Source organism: Evtepia gabavorous (assembly GCF_003425665.1).
Taxonomy (GTDB): domain Bacteria; phylum Bacillota; class Clostridia; order Oscillospirales; family Oscillospiraceae; genus Evtepia; species Evtepia gabavorous.
Genome location: NZ_QQRQ01000003.1, coordinates 52,619 through 74,141 on the forward strand (window position 1 = coordinate 52,619; position 21,523 = coordinate 74,141).

The following is a 21,523-nucleotide window of genomic DNA, read 5'->3' on the forward strand; positions in this document are numbered from 1 at the left end:
GGATGTCTCTGGATGCGGTGAAACGAGTCATGGAAGTGGAGAAACAGGCTTCACAGCAACGGGAAGAAGGGGAACGAGAGGCCAGGCGCCGAATCACGGCGGCGGAAAAGGCAGGGGCGGAGCGCTTAGAGAGTGCTTGTCGAGCGGCGGAGATAAAAGTAAAGAAAATGATGACGGAAGAGGAAGAAAAGAATGCAAAAGAAACAGCAGAGCGGCAGGAGGAGGCTGCGCGCCTGTATGAGGAAATCAAGGCAGAAGGAGAGCGTCATTTGGACCAAGCCGCAGAGTGGATCGTGAGAAGGGTGGTGGAGTTCTAAGTGTCAATTGTAAAAATGAAGCGGCTGCGGCTGCTCTCATTGACTTCAGAGCGGGACCATCTCTTGGCCCGGCTGCAGCGTGCTGGCTGTGTGGAGGTGACAGAACCGGAAGAACCGCAAAGCATGCCGGAATGGGGCAGCTTGCTGCGTCGGGATTCCACAGCGCTTCTGACGGTGAAAAGTCAAGCCACTACGGTTCGGACCGCCTTGGAGAATGTAAACCGATACGCAGCAGTTCGGTCAGGACTGTTCATTCAACGGGAGGCCATCCGGGAACAGGATTTTTTCCGGCAGGAAACGATGGAAGAGGCCTTGGCGCTGGCGGAAAAGATCAATGCCTGGAACCGGCAGCTGGCAAAGCTCCAGACCCAGGAGACCAATCTGAAGAACTTGAAAACCAGTTTGATGCCGTGGGCCCCGCTGGACCTTCCTCTTGAACTTCAGGAAACGGCCACATCGGTATTTCAGCTGGGAACTTGCCCTCTGGCGGTGAATCTGTCCGAACTGACCGCACAACTGGAGAAAACTGCGGAGCGAGCCCATCTCCAGGAGATTTCCCAGGATAAGCATCAGCGGTATCTCCTGCTGATCTGCCATAAGGAGGCGCTGGAGCGGGCAACGCAGTGCCTGCGGGCCCATGGATATGGGATTTCTCACTGGAAGGCCCGTACAGGGACACCGGCGGAGAACATCCGTCGGGTGGAAGAGGAACTGCTTCAAAATCAACGGGAACGGGAGGACGTGATCCAGTCCATTTCCGCTTGCCAAAGCCAGAGGAAAAAACTGGAACTTTGTCAGGACCGCCTCCAGCAGGAACTCCAGAAGGAGCAGGCGCGGGAAAAAATTCTCACCGATGGCACAATGATTTTTTTGGAGGGGTGGGTTGCCCAGACGGGGCTGTCCCGGCTGGAAGAAGAATTGAGCGACATTCTCTGTGCCTATGAATGGAGGGAACCTGATCCCGAGGAGATTCCCCCTACGCTGCTGAAAAATCAAAAGTGGCTTTCCTGTATCAACATGGTGACAGAGATGTACTCCCTGCCGGCTTACCGGGGAGGAATTGATCCGAATCCGCTGATCTTTGGATTCTTTGTGGTGTTTTTCGGCATGATGTTTGCAGACCTGGCCTATGGCCTGGTTCTCTGGGCAGTCTCCCTGGGGATCACCAAAAAGTATCGTCCCAAGGGGACGGTGGGAAACATGTTTCAGTTGGGACAGTACTTGGGAATCTCCACTGCCGTGTTCGGGGTGCTGACAGGTGGTTTCTTTGGAGACGCAGTATATCAGTTTACCACGGCGTTCTTTCCGGAACACGTCATTACCTTGCCGGCGCTGATCAACCCTCTGCAGGATCCGATGACCATTATGGTGATCGCCCTGGGGTTGGGGGTGCTTCACATGCTGTTTGGACAGTGTGTCCATATTTACATGGAGGCCCGGGATGGACGCCTTCTGGATGGCATTTTGGATGTGGTCCCTTGGTGGATTGTGTTTGCGGGGATTGCTCTGGCTGCTTTACAGGGGAGCGCTGTGGTGGTTCTGGTGGGATTTCTGGCACTGTTGTTTACTCAGGGACGACATAAGAAGGGTATTGTACGGAAACTGCTTGGCGGTCTGGCCAGTTGGTATGATATCACAAGCTGGCTGGGGGATATCCTCTCCTACTGCCGTTTGATGGCCCTGATGCTGGCCACCTCAGTGATTTCCCAGGTGTTTAATATTTTAGCCACCCTGCCTGGAGAGGGCCTACCCAAGCCCGTGGGTATCCTGGTGTTTCTGGTGATTTTTTTGGTGGGAAATCTCTTTAACATGGGCATCAACATCATTGGGACCTATGTTCATGCGGCCCGCCTGCAGTATCTGGAGTTTTTCAGTAAGTTTTATAAGGAGGGCGGTGTTCCCTTTAATCCCCTGAAATATCAGACCAAATATGTGGACGTGACCACAGACAGCGGGGAGGTGGTGGAATGAGTATCCACGGGTTCTTCCAGACTGTGCCCTTGGAAGGGACTGCGCTTGCTCTGCTGGGCGCGGCCTTGGCAGTGGGGCTGCCCTGCGCTGGTTCTGCCACTGGAGTGGGAACTGTGGGCCGGGCAGGGGCTGGTCTATTGTCTGTGGACCCAGGGAAGTTTTCTCGGGTGCTGGTCATGCAGATTCTGCCGGGCACCCAGGGACTTTATGGCCTGGTCATCTGGTTTTTCGCATTGACCAAGCTGGGATTTTTTTCGGGAGAACTGGCGCATCTGACGCCGTTTCAGGGACTGGAGTTTTTCGGTGCCTGCTTGCCGGTGGCCCTTGGCGGCCTAATTTTCGGCATTGTTCAGGGCAGGATTTGTGCTGGGGGACTCTCTCTCATTGCCAAGAAGCCCAATGATCTGAGCCGGTCGGTTATTCTGGCCATTATGATGGAGTTTTACGCGATTCTGGCCCTGCTGGCATCGTTTTTAATGCTCAACCACTTTCAATTTTGAGGAGAGAGTCTGTGCCTCTTCTGACAGGAACAGGAGGAATCATTCATGGAGACAATTGGAATTGCATTGGCGTTTGTCGGCGCGGCCCTGGCAGTGGGCTTGGCCTGCTCGGGGTCTGCCCGCGGGGTGGGCAGTGTAGGAGAAGTGGGGGCCGGTGTGCTGGCCAACGACCCGGGAAAGTTCTCTCAGATTCTGATTTTGCAGATCATCCCTGGAACCCAGGGTCTGTATGGACTGGTGGCCTGGTTTTTTGCCTTAATGAAGCTGGGCTTTTTTTCCGGGGAGCTGCGGGTATTGACTGGAAGTGAAGGACTGATGTTTTTGGCGGCCTGTCTGCCCATGGCCATCGGTGGCTTGCTGTCCGCCATTGCACAGGGAAAGTGTGCAGCGGCCGGCGTGGCCCTGGTGTCCAAGCGGTCAGAGGAGCTGTCCAAGGCGATTATCATGGCCATCATGGTGGAGTTCTATGCCATTTTGTGCCTGCTGGCATCCTTCCTGATGCTCAATAGCTTATAATTATCCATTCTGGCAGAAAGGAGAGCATGGGGATGCACGGGATTGAAAAAGTTACAGACCGCATTGCCCAGGATGCCCAGGCAGAGATTGAGGCCCAGCTGTCTCAGGCGCAGGAACGGGCGGACCAAATTCTGGCGGAGTATGAGACCCAGGCGCGGGAGGCGGTGGAACGTATTTTGGCGCATGGGCAGAGAGAGGTGGACGCGCACCGTGCCCAACTGCACAGCATGGCACGGCTGGAGGCGCGGAAACGAGTTCTGGCAGCCAAGCAGGATGTAATAGAAGCGGCGTTTGAGAAAGCTTTGGCCCGTCTGTGTGCCCTGCCACGGGAGAAAATGGTACCTCTGCTGGCCCGGTTGGCGGCAGTCTATGCGGAAACAGGGGAGGAGGAAGTGATTCTGCCCCCAGCATCCCGGCGGGCTTACGGACAGGACGTGGTGGACCAGGCCAACCAGCTGATTGGGGAGGGACACCTGACCTTGGGGCCGGCGGAGGAAGGAATCGCAGGCGGTCTGCTCCTGCGGCGGGGCCGGGTCGATATCAATTGTACCTTTTCCATGCTTCTGCAGCGACGGAGGGAATCGCTCAGTGCCCAAGTGGCAGAGATTCTCTTTCCCCGAGGAGAGCAGGTGTGAACGACGGATGAAGGAGGGCGCCTTGTGACAAGAAAAATACATGATACGGACTATTTGTTTTTAACTACCCGCGTCCGTGCTCTGGAGGGCTGCCTTCTGAACCGGGGACAGATGGAGCAAATGCTGGAAGCCGGAAGCCCGGAGGAGGCAGCCCGCATCCTGACCGACTGCGGTTATCCAGAACTGGAAACGGTCAGCGCAATAACGGTGGGGGAGATGCTGAACAGAGAACGGGAACGTTTGTTCCAGGATTTGGCGGAATTGGTTCCTGACCCGGCGATTTTGGCCGTATTCCAGTTGCCCCACGACTATCACAATGTAAAAGTGCTCTTAAAGAGCGAAGCAATGGGGATTCAGGAGGACCGGCTGCTGGTGGATGCCGGCCGTATTCCGTCGAAGCAGCTGGTCGCTGCGCTGCGGTCGGGAGAGGTTCAGAATCTGCCGCCGCAGCTGGGAGAGGCCATAGACGAGGCCCGCCAAGTGCTCTCAGCCACACGAGACCCGCAGTTGGGGGATATGGTTCTGGATCGGCGCTATTTCCAGGAGCTGCTTGTCCTGGCGGAGGAGACGGGATCTCTGTTTTTGCAGGGATATGTTCAGCGCATGATAGATGCGGCCAATCTCCGGACGGCAGTCCGTGTTCTCCGTATGGGGCAGGGGACGGAATTCCTGGAGGGAATCCTTTTCCCGGGAGGGAACATGGAGGTGGAGCGGCTTTTGACAGGGATCAATGGCGGAAGTATGCTGGAGGAATTGTATGCTTCCTCCCCCCTGGCACGGGCTGCGGAATCAGGAGCTATGGCGGCCCGTGGCGGTTCCTTGACACAATTCGAAAAGGACTGTGATGACGCGGTTTTGGATGAGGTCCGGCGGGCACAGTTTGTTGCGTTTGGAGAGGCGCCAGTGATTGCCTATTTGGCGGCAAAGGAGGCTGAAATCCTGGCAATCCGCATCATTCTGACAGGACGTTTGGCGGATTTGGCGCCGGATATTATTCGGGAAAGGCTGCGTGAGGCGTATGTATAAGATCGCGGTGGTGGGGGACCGGGACAGCGTGCTGGGCTTTCAGGCCCTTGGGCTGTCTGTCTTCCCCGTTGAAACAGCGGAAGAGGCCAGAAGGGTGATCCACGCCACAGCCAAGGAGGCGTATGCGATCATTTACCTGACAGAACAGCTGGGCACGCAGTTGAAAGATTTGCTGGCACAGTACGAAAAAGAGCTGGCACCCGCAGTAATTCTAATTCCCGGAAAAGAAGGGTCGCTGGGAATCGGGATGGAAAAGATAACAGAAACGGTAGAACGGGCCGTGGGTGCGGACATTCTGGCATAAGGTTTTTGCGCCAAGAAAGACGAGGTACAGCGATGGCCGCTGGCAAGGTCCATGGACGGAAAGAAGGGAAAAAGAGCAATGAGCAATGGTAAGGTTGTGAAGGTTTCCGGGCCCCTGGTGGTGGCTACGGGACTTGCGGAGGCGAACATGGCGGATGTGGTCCGGGTAGGGGAACAGCGGCTCATTGGAGAGGTGCTGACCATGACAGGGGACGCCGCTTCGATCCAAGTGTATGAGGAGACCTCTGGCCTGGGTCCCGGGGCAGTGGTGGAAACCACGGGGGCGCCGTTGTCCGTAGAACTGGGGCCGGGACTGATCGGTATGATCTATGACGGAATTCAGCGTCCTCTGGAGCTGATTGCCAGCCTCACAGGCTCCAATCATCTCCCCAGAGGAGTAGAGGTTCCGGCCCTGGATCGGGAGAGAACTTGGGAGTTTGTGGCGTCGGTTTCTCCAGGCACCAAAGTAGTGGGCGGGGATGTCATCGGGACGGTTCAGGAGACCCCTTCGGTCCAACATAAAATTATGGTTCCCCTGGGGATGACGGGGACCCTTCGCAGCATTCAAAGCGGAACCTATACGGTGACAGAAACCGTGGCTGTTTTGGAGAATGAGCAGGGAATTCAGGAGCCCCTGACCATGCTGCAGAAGTGGCCTGTGCGGAAAGGCCGCCCTTATCAGACAAAATTTGCGCCGGTGACCCCGCTTCAGTCGGGGCAGCGGGTAATTGACACCATGTTTCCAGTGGCCAAGGGAGGAACCGCTGCGGTTCCAGGGCCCTTTGGATCGGGAAAGACGGTGGTGCAGCACGCTCTGGCCAAATGGTCTGATGTGGATGTGGTGGTCTATATTGGCTGCGGAGAGCGCGGCAATGAGATGACCGATGTGCTCCGGGAGTTCCCGGAACTGGTAGATCCCCGGACGGGGGAATCCCTTATGAAGCGGACGGTTCTCATTGCCAATACGTCGGATATGCCTGTGGCGGCCCGGGAGGCCTCTGTATACACCGGGATTACCATTGCGGAGTATTTCCGGGATATGGGCTATGATGTGGCGGTCATCGCGGATTCGACCTCCCGCTGGGCGGAGGCGCTCCGGGAAATGTCTGGCCGCTTGGAGGAGATGCCCGGGGAGGAGGGATACCCGGCCTATCTGGTCTCCCGTTTGTCCCAGTTTTATGAACGGGCCGGTGTAGTGCAGTGCATGGGGTCCGATGGACGCCGGGGTTCTCTGACCGCGGTGGGAGCGGTGTCTCCCCCGGGCGGGGATTTGTCCGAACCTGTTTCTCAGGGGACGATGCGGATTGTTAAGGTGTTTTGGGCTCTGGATGCTTCACTGGCCTACGCCAGGCATTTTCCAGCGGTGAACTGGCTCAATTCCTATTCTTTATATTTGGATTCTCTCAGACCTTGGTTTGAGGAGCATTTGGGAAAAGCCTTTGTGCAAAATCGTACCCAGGCGATGCTCCTGCTGCAGCAGGAGGCCAGTCTGAATGAAATTGTCCAGCTGGTAGGCAAGGATGGCCTGGCGCCTGGGGATCAGCTGACCTTGGAGACCGCCAAAATGATTCGAGAGGACTTTCTCCAGCAAAATGCATTTGTTGAGGTAGATTCCTTCTCCAACTATGACCGGCAGTCCAGGCTGCTGGCGATGATTTTGGACTATGACCGGCTCTGCCGGGGAGCCCTGGAGAAGGGGGCAGACCCTGATGCGCTTTTCTCTCTTCCGGCCCGTGCGGCCATTGGCAGAGCCAAAAGTGTACCGGAGGAGCGATATATCCAGGCCTATGAAACCATTGCCCGGGATATGGCCCAGCAGATTGCCCAGCTGACAGAGAAAGGAGGGGCGGATATATGATCAAGGAATACCGAACCATTGCGGAAATTGCGGGGCCATTGATGGTGGTCCGGCAGGTGGAGCGCGCGACCTTCGATGAACTGGTGGAGATCGAACTGTCGGACGGATCGGTTCGCCGTGGAAAGGTGCTGGAGGTCAATGGAGACAGTGCGGTGGTCCAGCTTTTCGAGGCCAATGCGGGGATCAATTTGGCCCATGCCAAGGTTCGTTTCCTGGGGCATCCCCTCCAGCTGGCGGTGTCCCGGGATATGCTGGGGCGCGTGTTCAATGGGATGGGGCAGCCTATCGACGGGGGGCCGGAAATTTTGGCGGAGGAATATCGGGATATCAACGGTTTGGCGATGAATCCTGCGGCCCGGGCCTATCCCAATGAGTTTATTCAGACGGGGGTTTCCTCCATTGATGGGTTGAATACCTTGGTGCGGGGGCAGAAGCTTCCCATTTTTTCGGGTTCCGGGCTGCCCCATGCGGCACTGGCGGCACAGATCGCCCGGCAAGCAAAGGTGTTGGACGGAGACTCAAATTTTGCAGTGGTCTTTGCGGCCATTGGAATTACTTTTGAGGAAGCGAACTATTTTGTCGAGGAGTTTCAACGGACAGGCGCCATCGAACGAACGGTTCTATTTACGAACTTAGCCAACGATCCGGCAGTGGAACGAATTGCTACCCCCCGTATGGCGCTGACCGCCGCAGAGTATTTGGCATTTCATGAAAACATGCATGTGTTGGTGATTCTCACGGATATCACCAATTACGCGGAGGCACTTCGGGAGATCTCCGCGGCCAAGAAGGAGGTCCCCGGCCGGCGGGGGTATCCCGGCTATCTCTATACGGATCTTGCCACTATGTATGAGCGGGCAGGCCGTCAAGTGGGGCGGGCGGGTTCCATCACCATGATCCCCATTCTTACTATGCCGGAGGATGATAAGACCCACCCGATCCCAGACCTGACAGGCTATATTACGGAAGGACAGATCATCCTTTCCCGGGAGCTGCACCGGGCTGGCATTCAGCCGCCGGTGGATGTGCTGCCCTCTCTGTCTCGCTTAAAAGACAAGGGGATTGGGGCAGGAAAGACCCGGGAGGACCATGCGGGGACGATGAATCAGTTGTTTGCGGCCTATTCTGCAGGTAAGCAGGCGAAAGAACTCATGTCAATTTTAGGGGAGGCGGCCTTGTCGCCCACAGATCTGCTGTATGCCCGATTTGCCGAGGAATTTGAAAAGAAATACGTCGGTCAAGGCTTTGAGGAGAATCGATCCATTCAGGAGACTTTGGCGATTGGGTGGGATCTGCTGTCGATCTTGCCGGAAACGGAGCTGAAACGGATCAAGCAGGAACACATCGACAAATATCTTCCCCGGCAAGCGTAAGGAGGCGGAAAGATGCCATCGGTCACAGTGAATGCCACGCGGATGGAATTGACCCGGCTCAAGAACCGGTTAAAAACAGCAGTGCGGGGACACAAACTGCTCAAAGACAAACGGGATGAACTGATGAAGCAGTTCCTGGAGAGTGTCCGGGAAAACCGTACCCTTCGGCGTCGGGTGGAGGAAGGATTGATGCGGGCCCATGGTTCGTTTACCGTGGCATCCGCTCTGATGTCCCCGGAGGGGTTGGAACAAGCGCTGCTTTACCCCAAGCAACGTGTGGAGTTGGATATGACCACCCGCAACATCATGTCAGTTCCTGTTCCTATGTATACTTTTCGGACGAAAGAGTGTAAAGGGAAAGAGCTTTATCCCTATGGCTTTGCCATGACATCCTGCGAAATTGATGGCGCAGTGGAGGCGCTCTCCTCTGTTTTTCAGGATATGCTGAAGCTGGCGCAGGTGGAAAAGACCTCACAGCTGTTGGCGCAGGAGATTGAAAAGACGCGTCGGCGGGTGAATGCGTTGGAATATGTTATGATTCCCCGTATGCAGGAGAGCATCAAATACATTAGAATGAAACTGGAGGAAAATGAACGAAATAACATAGTTCGATTGATGAAGGTCAAAGATATGCTCCTGGCTGAAGCGTTGGAAGAGAAACGGAGGCAGGATCAGAAAATAGTTCAACATCTGTAAAGTCAATATGCTTTACATATATTCAGGGACGGTCAACCTTGCAGTTTAATGGTAAGGTTGGCCGCTTTTGAATTTTGTATTTATTGTAAAGAGAGAACAACAAGCTGGACCAGGCATGAAAGTGGAGAGCTGGACCAGCGTTTTTATTTCTTGGGAAACTTTCTCTCGCTGCTCCAGATAACTTGCAGGTATTTGGGTAGGCTATGCAGGGACTGGAAAGGGGGGCAGAGCGGATTTGTGCTTTGATTTCTCGAGAAAATATTAATATAACTTTAACACTCCAGGGAATTCGCTAAGGGCACATTCACGAGGGTTCTGCTATAATTGCTCTGCAAAAAAGAGAAAAACAAAGGAGGGAACAAAAGTGCTTGACCTAATTATGGTGGCCACATTGGCTGTTTGCTGTGGGCTTGTCTATTTGTTGGTCCACTGGTGTCACAAACAGGTGGACAGCAACGAATGACCCAGGCCAATGTATGAAAGGAGGAAGTATTGTGATCATACTTGGCGTAATCGTATTGCTTCTGGGCGCTTACCTTGTTTATGCGCTGGTTCACCCGGAAAAATTCTAAGGCACGCAGGAGGTAGCCATTATGCTGCAGTTAATCCTGACGATTATCATTTACTTGATCATCGTCATTCCCGTGGGCGTTTATTTGTATCACGTCGCCGCAGGGAAACGCACCCTGGCAGATCCGGTTTTTAACCGCATTGACGGGGCAATTTACAAAATCAGCGGGATCAATCCCAACCAGGGCATGAATTGGAAAAAATATGCCCTTTGCCTGTTAGGAACCAATGCCATTATGATTCTGATTGGATACATCATCCTGCGGATTCAGAGTATTGGCCTGTTCAACCCCAACGGGATTGGCGCCATGGAGGAAACCCTTTCCTTCAACACCATCATCAGCTTTATGACAAACACCAACCTCCAGCACTATTCCGGTGAGTCTGGACTGTCCTATCTCTCCCAGATGCTGGTCATCACCTTTATGATGTTTGTCTCTGCCTCCACTGGGTATGCCGCTTGCATTGCCTTTATTCGTGGCCTGGCAGGAAAGACCAAGGACAACGTGGGTAACTTCTTCGTGGACTTGGTTCGTGTTACAACCCGTGTGCTGTTGCCCTTCTCCATTGTGGGTGGCCTGCTGTTGGTATGGCAGGGAGTGCCTCAGAACCTCACGGGGAACCTGGTTGTGGACACCATTGAAGGAACCAAGCAAGCCATTGCGATGGGCCCTGTGGCAGCGTTGGAGATTATTAAGCACTTGGGAACCAACGGCGGTGGCTTCATTGGAGCAAACTCCACCACACCAATTGAGAACCCCACGATTATCTCTGACCTCATTGAACTGTATTCTATGATGCTTCTGCCCGGCGCATGCGTCATTACCTTCGGTAAGATGGTGCGGGATCGTAAGAAGGCCATGGCAGAGAGCAGTGAAGTAAAGGTTGATCTGAGAAAGAGCCTGACCGCCCGAATCTATGGACGGGAAGGACGCAGTATCTTCCTGGCAATGGGAATTATCTTCCTGATCGGTCTCTCTCTCTGCTTCTGGTCGGAGAGCCAGGGGAACCCGGCACTGGCTGATGCGGGCTTGTCCCAGTCCATGGGTAGCATGGAGGGCAAAGAGGTCCGGTTTGGCATTGCCCAGTCGGCGATGTTTACCACGACCACCACATCCTTTACCACAGGTACCGTCAATAACATGCACGATACCTTAACGCCTTTGGGCGGCATGGTGCCGCTGCTCCACATGATGCTGAACGTGGTCTTTGGCGGCAAAGGCGTTGGCCTTATGAATATGATTATGTACGCCATCCTGGCAGTCTTTATCTGTGGCCTGATGATTGGGCGTACCCCGGAATACCTGGGCAAAAAGATTGAAGGACGGGAGATGAAGCTCACCGCACTGTGCATCATCATTCACCCCTTCCTGATTCTGGCGTTCTCCGCGCTGGCGGTCGGTACCGCAGCAGGGCAGGAGGGAATTACCAACCCTGGTTTCCATGGCCTGAGCCAGGTGTTGTATGAATACGCTTCCTCTGCTGCGAACAACGGTTCCGGTTTTGAGGGCTTGGCCGATAACACCTATTTCTGGAACATTACCGCCGGCTTGGCGATGTTCTTCGGCCGCTATCTGTCCATTGTGATTCAGCTGGCGATTGCGGGGTCGCTGATGAAGAAACGCTTTGTCAATGAGTCTGCTGGCACACTCCACACCGATACCTTCTCCTTTGCGGTGATTCTGGTGTTTGTGGTGTATATCTTTGCCGCACTGACTTTCTTCCCTGCGTTGGCCCTTGGCCCGATCGCAGAGCACCTCACCCTTTGGGCGTAAGGAGGAACTGTGAATATGAGTAAAAATCGCAACCAAAAACTGGTGACGCCCGAGATTTTTCATCAGGCGGTGATTGGGTCCTTCACAAAGCTCAACCCCAGATACATGATGAAAAACCCTGTTATGTTTGTGGTGGAAGTGGGCTGTATCATCACGCTGCTTCTCTCCATTTTCCCTGGGTTGTTTGGGGATGTGAGTGCCGGCACCAATCTTCGCCTGTATAATGTGATCGTCTGCATCATTTTGTTCATTACTGCCTTGTTTGCGAACTTCGCGGAATCTGTGGCAGAAGGACGAGGAAAAGCACAGGCGGCCAGTTTGAAGAAAACCCAAAAGGACACCAAGGCACGTCTTTTGCTGGAAAATGGCACGGAGAAGGAAGTCCTCTCCAGCCAGCTGAAGAAAGGTGATGTGGTTATGGTCTCGGCCGGGGAGATTATTCCCGGCGACGGTGAGGTTATCGAGGGCATTGCCTCCGTGGATGAGTCTGCGATCACAGGTGAGTCTGCTCCCGTGGTCCGGGAGTCCGGCGGTGACTTCTGCTCGGTTACCGGCGGCACGACCATCGTGTCTGACTGGCTGAAAATCCGGATTACTTCTGAGCCCGGCAACAGCTTCTTGGATCGTATGATCGCGCTGGTCGAAGGCGCTTCCAGAAAAAAGACCCCCAACGAAATTGCACTGAACACGTTGCTGGTCTCTCTGACCATCATTTTCCTGATCGTCATTGTGACGCTGTATCCCATTGGCCTGTACTCCGGTGTACAGCTGCAGACCTCTACCTTGATTGCGTTGTGTGTCTGTTTGATTCCGACGACCATCGGTGGTCTGCTTTCCGCCATCGGAATTGCGGGTATGGACCGTGTTACCCGGTTTAATGTCATTGCCATGTCTGGTAAGGCAGTAGAAGCCTGCGGTGACGTGGATACCATGATCCTGGACAAGACAGGCACCATCACTTACGGCAACCGTTTGGCAGCTGACTTCTTCCCTGTGGGCGGCGCTAAGCGGGAGGATCTGATCCGCTGTGCTGCACTCTGCTCTCTGAAAGATGAGACACCGGAGGGCAAGTCCACCTTGGAGTTGGCGCGTCAGCTGGGGGATAAGAGCAAGGAGCTGTCTGGTTCCGAGTTCATTTCTTTCTCTGCACAGACGCGGATGAGCGGTGTGGATCTGCCTGACGGCACCAAAGTACGCAAGGGTGCGTCTGATGCCATTGAGGAGTTTGTATCAAAACTGGGTGGCAAGGTACCCTCTGACCTGCGGGAAAAGGTTTCCGAAATTGCCGGCCTGGGCGGCACCCCGCTGACGGTTTGTGAGAACAACAAGATTCTGGGTGTCATCTACCTGAAAGATACGGTAAAGCCCGGCATGGTAGAGAGATTTGAGCGGCTCCGCAAGATTGGGATCAAGACCATTATGTGTACCGGTGACAATGCGCTGACAGCTGCCACCATTGCCAAAGAAGCCGGCGTGGATGGATTTGTGGCAGAGTGCAAGCCGGAGGACAAGATCAAGCTGATTAAGAAGGAACAGTCCGAGGGTAAGATCGTGGCCATGACTGGTGACGGTACCAACGACGCCCCTGCGCTGGCGCAGGCCAACGTGGGCCTGGCGATGAACAGCGGCACCACCGCTGCCAAGGAAGCGGCCAACATGGTGGATCTGGATTCCGACCCCACCAAGATTCTGGAAGTGGTGGAGATCGGCAAGCAGCTGCTGATTACCCGCGGGTCCTTGACCACGTTCTCCATCGCCAACGATATTGCCAAGTACTTTGCCATTATCCCGGCTATGTTCATGACGGCCATCCCTGAACTGGGTGTGCTGAATATCATGAATTTGGCAACGCCTTACAGTGCCATCCTTTCTGCGTTGATTTTCAATGCCATCATCATTCCCTGCCTCATTCCTCTGGCCATGAAGGGTGTAAAATACCGCCCCATGTCCTCCGGAAAAATTCTGGCCCGCAACATGCTGATCTTTGGGGTGGGAGGCATCATCACCCCGTTTGTCGGGATTAAGATCATTGACCTGATCATCCATCCGTTGCTCGCCCTCATTGGATTCTAAGGAGGTCCAGGTAATTATGAAGAATTTTTTGCACAATGGTCGCCAGGCACTATTGGTGACAATCGTATTGTTGCTGATCTGCGGTCTGTTGTTCCCTCTGCTGCTCACGGGGCTGTCGAAAGTTTTTTTCCCCAGTCAGGCCGCCGGCAGTCTGGTGACAGTAGACGGACAAGTGGTTGGCGCAAAGAACGTCGGCCAGGAGTTTACAGAGGACTATTATCTGTGGGGCCGTCCCTCTGCCTATCATTATAATACCTATGTGGAGCAGGAGGATGGAACCCAGACCTACAACGATGGTTCTGAATTTGCAGGTCTGTCTTCCGGTTCCAACAACTACGCACCTTCCAACCCCGCTCTGACAGAGCGTGTGGAGGCTGATTTGGAGACCTTCCTGGAGAAGAACCCGGAGGTGAAAGAGGAAGACATTCCCACCGATTTGCTCACGGCTTCCGGCTCCGGCTTGGACCCTCATATCTCTCCGGATTCTGCGGAAATCCAGATTCCCCGGATTGTGGAGGCCTCTGGTCTGAGTGAGGAAGAGGTCAGAGAAATCATCGACCGGAATACAGAAGGAAAGACACTGGGCGTCTTTGGAGAGGACAAGGTAAATGTTCTCTTGGTAAACATTGAAATTGCCCAGGCTATGGGATTGATTCCTGCTTCTTCTGAGGAATAATCTTGGAGTTTTTCTTTCAGATCATCAAAGAGAGCCGCAGAATCTGCGGCTCTCTTTTTCAATTTGGGATATAGGGTGGAAATGGGGGCGATGAGATGCTAAAATTAATTGTATTACTTACAATCGGTGTAGGATTGTTCTTAAGATTTTTGCAGAAGTGGAATAGAAGAAAAAGGAGGCAATGAATGAAAAAGTGGTATGCGGAAGAGTATGCGTTTGAGATAGAGGTTATCAGTTTTCTCCGGGGATCGCGTACAGAGCGATACTGCCGCAATGGGGAGGAAATTGGAGACCGGTATACTTGTACCTATGGTTGCCCGGTGAATGGGGAAGGGCAGGGAATTTGCTCTAAAGTAATGATGATGCTGTTTCCCATCATGGAGGCGGTGAGAAGCGGTGGAGATTTAGAGAATATTGGAGGCGTGAGAAAGGATTGCAAAGAGGTGGTTTGCCCTGATGGATGTGTCGTGTTTCGATTAACGGCGAAAAAACTCGGGAATGAAAATTTTTATAAGGGGAAATTTTTTGACTGAGTAATTGACCAGGTCCAGAGATTCAAAAAACCGCTTCCTATGGGAGAAAACTGAGAATGTTTTCTGCTGCATAGGAAGCGGTTTTTGCTGCTGGATTTTTCTATTTTCAACGAGACAATTTGAAAAGTTATTTTTATTCCCACTCGCCGAGTTAAATCCATTTCTAAACTTTTTTGTATAGAGGATTTGATTCGTCGTGGTTTTATTTGATACAGATTATCCTTATCCTAAGGTCTATTCGGACTTTTGCTATCAAAAATCTATCCAAGCCATCCTATCACGGGTTTTGCTTGAGATGCATGATTGGGTGGCTTAGGAGTATTATAGCACTAACAAAGCACTTTGACAATCTTTCCATACACTTTTAGGGTGTCTCCATCATGAATTTCAATAGGGTGGTATTCAGCATTATCCGAGCAAAGAAAGACCTTTCCATCTTTATGTAGCAGTTTCTTACAGTAAACTTCCCCGTTAAGAAAAAATGCACCACTTATACCATCAGCTATTTCACTTTGCTTTTTGACAAAGACGGTACTTCCGTTGGGAATATCCGGTTCCATACTGTCACCAGATACACGAAGCGCAAAGTCTCCATCCTCAACATCCGTTTCATATTCTACATAGGGTATGTCACTATCCAGCATATTCTCACCTAAACCAGCGGACAAAGGAATATCATATAGATGGATAATCCGCTTTTTCGGATTAGCTATAATATCAAATTCTTCGTTTGTGCGAATGTCTGCCATCCATTTCTGAATCTCATGGATTGCATCCGGAATATGCGATTCGATGTGATCCGGACTTAAGCAGTACATAAAACATAAAACCTCTTTGCAAGTGCGCTGTTTTTCTTCTTCTGAAATAAAACGGTAAAAACTAAGATCGCCTTGCATCGCATAAACACGGGTTTCAAAATGACTTTCTCCATGGAGCACGAGCCGATACATAAGGTTTTCAAAATACCTAGAATGATTGCCCAAACTTTTTATAACCTTCGGGTCAAAAGAGACTTCTGCAATTCCTGTCCCATAAATAAAAGTAGAGAATGCTTCCAATGCTCGTCGCATAGAATTACCAATTGCCAAATCTAACCCCTCGATATTGCCCATTGCATAGTTAAAAATCATGTGTAGCAAATCACGATATTCATTAATGGACTTTATCGGATCTGACAAAGTTCTCCCTTGCAACTCAAATGATTTACCTTTAACTGACACACCTAGCTTTTGCTTTTTGAAAGACTTCTCCATTTCGTCAGCTATTTTTTGCAAATCAGAAAATGTAGATAAATCGTGTGTCAAAAATAGGATTTTACTTTTGGCATTACCTTTAATAATTCTATGTGTCTGGTACCTCAGGAAGGAGCTTATACCGACTTTGTTCTCAAAATCAAAGCTAGAAATAGGATCATCAATAACCACTAATTCTTCATCCTGATATAGTCTTCCAACATCCTGATTTGACAATATCTGAGTAAAGAAATAGCATAAAGCAATAATGTTTCTCTCGCCTAGAGAAACGCTTTTGGGTTTAACATCATTGCCGTTTGATTTCAAGTAGTACTTGTCATTTTTCAACTCAATCGAAAGCCGACCATGCGAAAAAAACACATAATCGAGCGCATTGTTTATGTTTTCAATGGCCAGCCCCACATTTGACTTTTGCAACTCAAGAGCCTTTAAATGCTCTGAGGTTTCGTTCACCTCTTTCTGCTTGGTTTGCAGTTTGGCCTCTGCGGCTCTCATTTCGCGCTGTTGCTTCAGGTAATCTCGATACGCTTGTCCTATCTGCAGGTGTGCAATTTTTTTGTTAATCAGAAGCAAATCTCGCAAGATTGCTTTTCGTCGTTGAATGGCATCTACAAATTCTTGCCGTTTTGACTCAAGTTTACTTAAAAGCACATTTAGTTGCTGGATACTGTTTTCCAAACCTATGGGGGCAATATTTACCGGATTGTAAATACTATTTAACTTCAGTTGGATAGCGGCTAAATATTGCTCTATCAATTTTTGACAATTCTCAATCTGTTCCTGGATTTCTTTTACTAACCCAGCATCCAAATCCGTAAAATGAGAATAGTCTTGACCAAATCCAGGAAAAGATATTGCCCGTAATTCTGCCTTATGCTCATCAACATCCTTGTTCAGTACTTTATTGATGCTATTAATTAGGCTACGACGATATTCATCATCAATCTCCCGGAAACAGTAGGGACATACAGTAGTAGCTCCGTCACTAAAATCATTTTTTGCTGCCTCAACAATAGATTGCCGTCCACTCTGAATCATTGAAAGAATCATCGATTCTCGCTCAGTCAACACAGGCTTTTCGACGAGCTCTGCTAATAGATCACAAATTACTCTCTCAAAGCCGTCCGTGAACTCAATTCCACCGATGGGCACCGGATAGCTTGTTGTGACATCGGCCACCTTATCTAGTAGCGCCTTGGTTTCATCAAACTTTTGTTGTAATTGTTCTTTAGTCTCAGAAACAGAAAGGCCTCCTATTTCTCTGACAACCTCTTCTGTTACCTTCGAGTTAATTTTGTTTCCCTTGATTGCAGCATCTGTAGTTGCCCAATCGCCCTGTAATACTTTTTTGATACGAGTAAAATGGTAATCAGGGCTAAGCGGGTTATTCTTATTTCCAAATGATTGCAATGCTGTTTGAGCTACATCATGTTCTTCTTGAGCTGTCGCCAACAACGCCGTATAGCGATCTATATCTGCCTGTAAATCAACTTGGCCTCCTAAAAGGATAATAGTCCCCAACCCATCTGCATCGATCTTTACATTTTCGTCAATATATTTTTCATTGAATACAAATATTTTGCTTTCAGGTACCAAATCAATCTCGTTATCAGCTCGATCAATCAGTGAAGCAGATAATTCTTCTGTATCCTCACCGGAAGCAATTTGAGAAAAGCCATCTGAAATTGTACTTTTACCGCTGCCATTTTTACCGTAAACAATAGCAATACGGTCGTTATCATTAGGGAAAAAAGTCAAATTTGTTTTCTTTGAAAAGCAACGACCACAGATTGAAAGACCTTTTACTTTTTCAATCATAGTTTCATCACCTCATTGTTTTCTCTTCATTCCTTTTGGCCTCTTAGCCTCTCATACAGCACCGTGCCCACGGTTTCCATGACCTGCCGCATCATGTCAGGATCAGAGAACATCTTCACAAAGAAGTCCTCATTCTGCTCATACCGGGCGGCAGCCATGTTGGGAAAGTCCTTCTCGAACAGTAGCATGAAGGTCTTGCGGTCATTGTTCTGGGCGTAGCTGTGCCATTTGTCCTGAGCGGCATAGTCGTTCTCCATCTGAAGCAGGACCTTATCCATCTCGGTGAAGTTGGTGCCGTACTTCTCATTGATTTTGTCAATGATAACCGTCAGCGGATCACGCTTCTTCTCTTTGCGGCCAGCCTCGCCGGTAATTGGGCGGAAACCCTCCGGGGCGCTCTCCAGTTGGATTCCGCCCTCGAAGTCCTTTTCCAAACGGTAATACTCCAGCAACACCTTGTCATCCACATAGACCTTATCCCGCCCGCCTTTGGGTAGCATGGTATAGAGGAATTTTGCATATACACTGAACTTGTGGATATCTTTATCAAACAAGCGGCAGACCTGCGTGACGAAGGCATAGATGCGGTTGAATCGGGCTAGAGTGGACTTGAACAGCTCCTGCTTTTCTTCCTCCAGTGCCTCGAAACGATCCAGCGCCGGGCGAATGGTGCCCTGGAGTTTGCCCAAATCGCCGCCGGACTGCTCCTTGGAGGAATAGAAAATCTCCGCAAACCGGTCGATCTCTATCTGCTGATACACCCGGTACTCGTCCAGGGTGTTCTTCAGATCGTACACCACATTGGGGTCGGTCTCCTCTTCCAGAACCGTTTCCTCGTAGTACGGCTCAAAGGCTTTTCTGATGTCCTCGGCAGAGTTCACGAAATCCAGGACAAAGGTATCCTTCTTGCCCCGCATGGTACGATTCAACCGGGAAAGGGTCTGGACAGCCTTCACGCCGGACAGCTTCTTGTCCACAAACATGGTGTGCAACAACGGCTCATCAAAGCCGGTCTGATACTTTTCTGCCACAATCAGCATCCCATATTCGTCCGTATGGAATGCCTCAGGCAGAGCCTTCTCTTTGATGGTCTCGCCGGATTTTGTTTTGTTCAGCTTCTCCTCGGTATAGGTCTCCCCGTTGTCCTCTACCTCTCCGGAGAAGGCCACCAGCACATCCAGGTCGGTGTATCCCTTCTCTTTGATCTGCCGCTTGAACTCCAGTAGATAGCGTACTGCATGGAGCCGGGAGGGCGTCACGATCATGGCCTTGGCCTTGCCGCCGATCTTGTGGCGGGTCACATTGCGGAACTGCTCCAGCATGATAGCCGTTTTCTGCGAGATGTTGTGGGGGTGCAGCGTCTCAAACTGGCGAATAGCACGCACACCGGCGGCGGTGTCCAGCTCCGGGTCATCGGGAATGGCCTTGGCGATCTTGTAGTACATATTGTAGGTCATGTAGTTTTGCAGCACATCCAGAATAAAGCCTTCCTCGATGGCCTGCCGCATGGAATACACATGGAAGGGGTGGTATTTGCCGCTCTCATCCCGCTGGCCGAACATTTGCAGCGTTTTGTCCTTGGGGGTAGCCGTAAAGGCGAAGAAGGACAGATTTTCGTGGATACCCTGGGCGGCCAGTTCATCCAACAGCTTGTCCTCATCGTCCTTGCGTGTGGCTTCTTCCTCGTACTCCTCTTTGGCGTACTCCTCCAAAACTTTCTCGGTGTCGGCCAGCGCCCGTTTCAGCTTGCGGGCGGCATCGCCGGTCTGGGAGGAATGGGCTTCGTCCACAATGACTGCAAATCGCTTATTGCCAGAGCGCACTTCTTTGTAGATAACCGGAAACTTCTGAAGGGTGGTGATGATAATACCCGTCCCGGCTTCGATGGCCTCCCGGAGCTGCTGGGCGTTCTTGTCGATCTTCTGCACCACGCCCGCCACATGGTCAAACTGATAGACGGTGTTTTGCAGCTGGCTGTCCAGCACCCGGCGGTCGGTGACGATGATAACGGACTGGAAGATTTTCTCATCGCGGTCATCGTGCAGACCGGTGAGCCGATGGGCCAGCCAGGCGATGGAGTTGGACTTGCCGGAACCGGCGCTGTGCTGAATAAGATAATTCTTGCCGGAGCCGTTGGCTTTTACATCGGCCAGCAGCTTGGTCACCACATCCAGCTGGTGATACCGGGGGAAAATCATCCGCTCGGACTTCACTTCACCGGTCTTTTCGTCCTTCTCCTGCTGCAAGTGGAGGTATTTATGTAAAATCTCCAGCAGGCGGTCCTTGCACAGCACATTCTCCCACAGGTAGGCAGTGTCGTAACCGTCCGGGTTGATGGGGTTGCCCTTGCCGCCCACATTTCCGGCCCCGTTGCTGCCCTGATTAAAGGGCAGGAAATAGGTTTTCGCCCCCTCCAGCCGGGTGGTCATATATACATTGGTCAGATCCACGGCAAAGTGGACCAGCACCCGGTTCTTGAACTCGAAAATAGCGTCTTTGCCCGCCCGGTCGAACTTGTACTGCTGGATGGCGTTAGCGGTGTCCTGCCCGGTGAACTGGCATTTCAGCTCCATGGACACCACCGGGATGCCGTTGAGAAACAGGACAATGTCAATGCTGTTTTCATTGCTCAGGGAGTAGTGGAGCTGTCGGGTACAGTGGAGGATGTTGGCGGCGTACTGAGCCTGGCTGGTCTCATTGATAGAGGTCTCCGGCTTCCAGAACACGGCCCGGAACTTGATGCCCCGGTCGGTAAAACCCTGGCGCAGTACTTTCAGCAGGCCCACCAGCTTCACTTCCCGGCAAAAACGGTCGATGAGCTGGCGCTCACTGTCGGCACCGTAGATTTTCTCAAACCGCTCCCACTGCTTGGGCTGGCTGGTGCGAATGAAGGAGAGGAAAGTGGCGGTGTCCAGCGCCTTTTCCCGGTTGAAGGCAGCGGGGTTGCCCTTCTGATAGCCGCCATGGGTAAGAAGGTATTCCTCAATATCCTGCTCAAAGCGCTTTTCTTTTACGTCAAAGTCGGGCACTATTTTTCACCTCTATTCAGAAAGCTGGTAACTCTCTCATAAGTTTCCAAAAACTCGTTCTTTGTAGAATTAGGCAACTCTTCTCGATCAAAGGACATAATCCTTATGTTGATGTGCTTTCTAAAAGCCTCTCGCAAATCCAGATAATCTGAAAATTCTTTTTTTGAGATTATTCCAGAAGAAGCAAACTCCACAATCTGTTCATGGAATTCAAACGGAAAGTCCAGATAATATTGCAGTTGTTTGTCCTCGTGAATCATTTTAGATAAATCACATTTTTCCGCAGCATGCTTTGCCGCTCCCGGATAGTCAAACACTTCTACAGATTCTCTACACTCTCCATATGTTTTGGACAACAAAAGTAGGGCGACTTCCCGTTGGTTTTTGTCTTTTTCTATACTTCTGTGATCCAGCTCATTGAATGTAATTAGATATAGGCATACAACTACAATGTTACTAATGATAATTGAAGCAATATCCCAGTTAATATTTTCGCTTTGAATTCCTATACTGGCAGGTAAATCATTTATGTCCAGAAGGAAATAGATGAATGTAAGTACAAGGCAAGAGAGTATGATTTTGAAGATGCGTTTTTTCAAAC

The 21,523-nt window shown here is 51.4% G+C and carries 18 protein-coding genes; 15 read left to right on the top strand and 3 right to left on the bottom strand.

Annotation, left to right across the window (positions count from 1 at the left end):
• Window positions 1–2: 2 nt before the first annotated feature.
• The 15 genes from DV520_RS02885 (at window position 3) to DV520_RS02955 (ending at window position 14,822) form a co-directional block, all read left to right on the top strand.
• Window positions 3–317 (top strand): hypothetical protein, encoded by a 315-nt coding sequence (locus DV520_RS02885; protein ID WP_117141724.1) that lies wholly within the window; start codon window positions 3–5, stop codon window positions 315–317.
• Complete coding sequence (locus DV520_RS02890) at window positions 318–2,288, top strand: V-type ATP synthase subunit I (RefSeq protein WP_133308825.1); 1,971 nt, start codon at window positions 318–320, stop codon at window positions 2,286–2,288.
• Entirely contained in the window at window positions 2,285–2,788 is a 504-nt protein-coding gene (locus tag DV520_RS02895) for a V-type ATP synthase subunit K (RefSeq protein ID WP_021920144.1), read from the top strand. The genes DV520_RS02890 and DV520_RS02895 overlap by 4 nt, the downstream gene beginning before the upstream one ends.
• Window positions 2,789–2,833: 45 nt before the next feature.
• Window positions 2,834–3,304, top strand: a complete 471-nt coding sequence (locus tag DV520_RS02900) for a V-type ATP synthase subunit K (protein ID WP_021920143.1) — start codon at window positions 2,834–2,836, stop codon at window positions 3,302–3,304.
• 32 nt (window positions 3,305–3,336) lie between these two features.
• Entirely contained in the window at window positions 3,337–3,939 is a 603-nt protein-coding gene (locus DV520_RS02905; protein WP_165850023.1) for a V-type ATP synthase subunit E, read from the top strand.
• A 24-nt stretch (window positions 3,940–3,963) separates the two neighbouring features.
• Entirely contained in the window at window positions 3,964–4,965 is a 1,002-nt protein-coding gene (locus tag DV520_RS02910; protein WP_117141727.1) for a V-type ATPase subunit, read from the top strand.
• Window positions 4,958–5,269 carry a V-type ATP synthase subunit F gene (locus DV520_RS02915; protein ID WP_117141728.1) on the top strand — a complete coding sequence of 104 codons (312 nt, stop codon included), beginning with the start codon at window positions 4,958–4,960 and terminating at the stop codon, window positions 5,267–5,269. Before DV520_RS02910 ends, DV520_RS02915 begins: the two co-directional genes overlap by 8 nt.
• Before the next feature lie 78 nt (window positions 5,270–5,347).
• Complete coding sequence (locus DV520_RS02920) at window positions 5,348–7,126, top strand: V-type ATP synthase subunit A (RefSeq protein WP_117141729.1); 1,779 nt, start codon at window positions 5,348–5,350, stop codon at window positions 7,124–7,126.
• Complete coding sequence (locus DV520_RS02925; RefSeq protein WP_021920138.1) at window positions 7,123–8,499, top strand: V-type ATP synthase subunit B; 1,377 nt, start codon at window positions 7,123–7,125, stop codon at window positions 8,497–8,499. The genes DV520_RS02920 and DV520_RS02925 overlap by 4 nt, the downstream gene beginning before the upstream one ends.
• Window positions 8,500–8,511: 12 nt before the next feature.
• Complete coding sequence (locus tag DV520_RS02930) at window positions 8,512–9,195, top strand: V-type ATP synthase subunit D (protein ID WP_021920137.1); 684 nt, start codon at window positions 8,512–8,514, stop codon at window positions 9,193–9,195.
• A 476-nt stretch (window positions 9,196–9,671) separates the two neighbouring features.
• Window positions 9,672–9,767 (top strand): K(+)-transporting ATPase subunit F, encoded by a 96-nt coding sequence (gene kdpF / locus DV520_RS12750; RefSeq protein WP_117141730.1) that lies wholly within the window; start codon window positions 9,672–9,674, stop codon window positions 9,765–9,767.
• A gap of 21 nt (window positions 9,768–9,788) precedes the next feature.
• Window positions 9,789–11,540 carry a potassium-transporting ATPase subunit KdpA gene (locus tag DV520_RS02940; RefSeq protein WP_021920136.1) on the top strand — a complete coding sequence of 584 codons (1,752 nt, stop codon included), beginning with the start codon at window positions 9,789–9,791 and terminating at the stop codon, window positions 11,538–11,540.
• Between the two features lie 15 nt (window positions 11,541–11,555).
• A complete protein-coding gene (kdpB, locus tag DV520_RS02945; protein ID WP_021920135.1) occupies window positions 11,556–13,613 on the top strand; it encodes a potassium-transporting ATPase subunit KdpB in 2,058 nt (685 codons plus the stop codon).
• 16 nt (window positions 13,614–13,629) lie between these two features.
• Window positions 13,630–14,289 (top strand): potassium-transporting ATPase subunit KdpC, encoded by a 660-nt coding sequence (gene kdpC / locus DV520_RS02950; protein ID WP_021920134.1) that lies wholly within the window; start codon window positions 13,630–13,632, stop codon window positions 14,287–14,289.
• A gap of 185 nt (window positions 14,290–14,474) precedes the next feature.
• Entirely contained in the window at window positions 14,475–14,822 is a 348-nt protein-coding gene (locus DV520_RS02955) for a TIGR04076 family protein (protein ID WP_117141731.1), read from the top strand.
• Window positions 14,823–15,151: 329 nt separating this feature from the next.
• Here DV520_RS02955 and DV520_RS02960 read toward each other — a convergent pair whose 3' ends face one another.
• The 3 genes from DV520_RS02960 to DV520_RS02970 are packed head-to-tail and all read right to left on the bottom strand — an operon-like array spanning window position 15,152 to window position 21,521.
• Window positions 15,152–17,893 (bottom strand): AAA family ATPase, encoded by a 2,742-nt coding sequence (locus DV520_RS02960; protein WP_117141732.1) that lies wholly within the window; start codon window positions 17,891–17,893, stop codon window positions 15,152–15,154.
• Window positions 17,894–17,919: 26 nt separating this feature from the next.
• Window positions 17,920–20,922 carry a type I restriction endonuclease subunit R gene (locus tag DV520_RS02965; RefSeq protein ID WP_117141733.1) on the bottom strand — a complete coding sequence of 1,001 codons (3,003 nt, stop codon included), beginning with the start codon at window positions 20,920–20,922 and terminating at the stop codon, window positions 17,920–17,922.
• Window positions 20,922–21,521, bottom strand: coding sequence for a hypothetical protein (locus tag DV520_RS02970; protein ID WP_117141734.1), 600 nt, complete (start codon window positions 21,519–21,521; stop codon window positions 20,922–20,924). Before DV520_RS02970 ends, DV520_RS02965 begins: the two co-directional genes overlap by 1 nt.
• Between the last annotated feature and the right edge of the window lie 2 nt (window positions 21,522–21,523).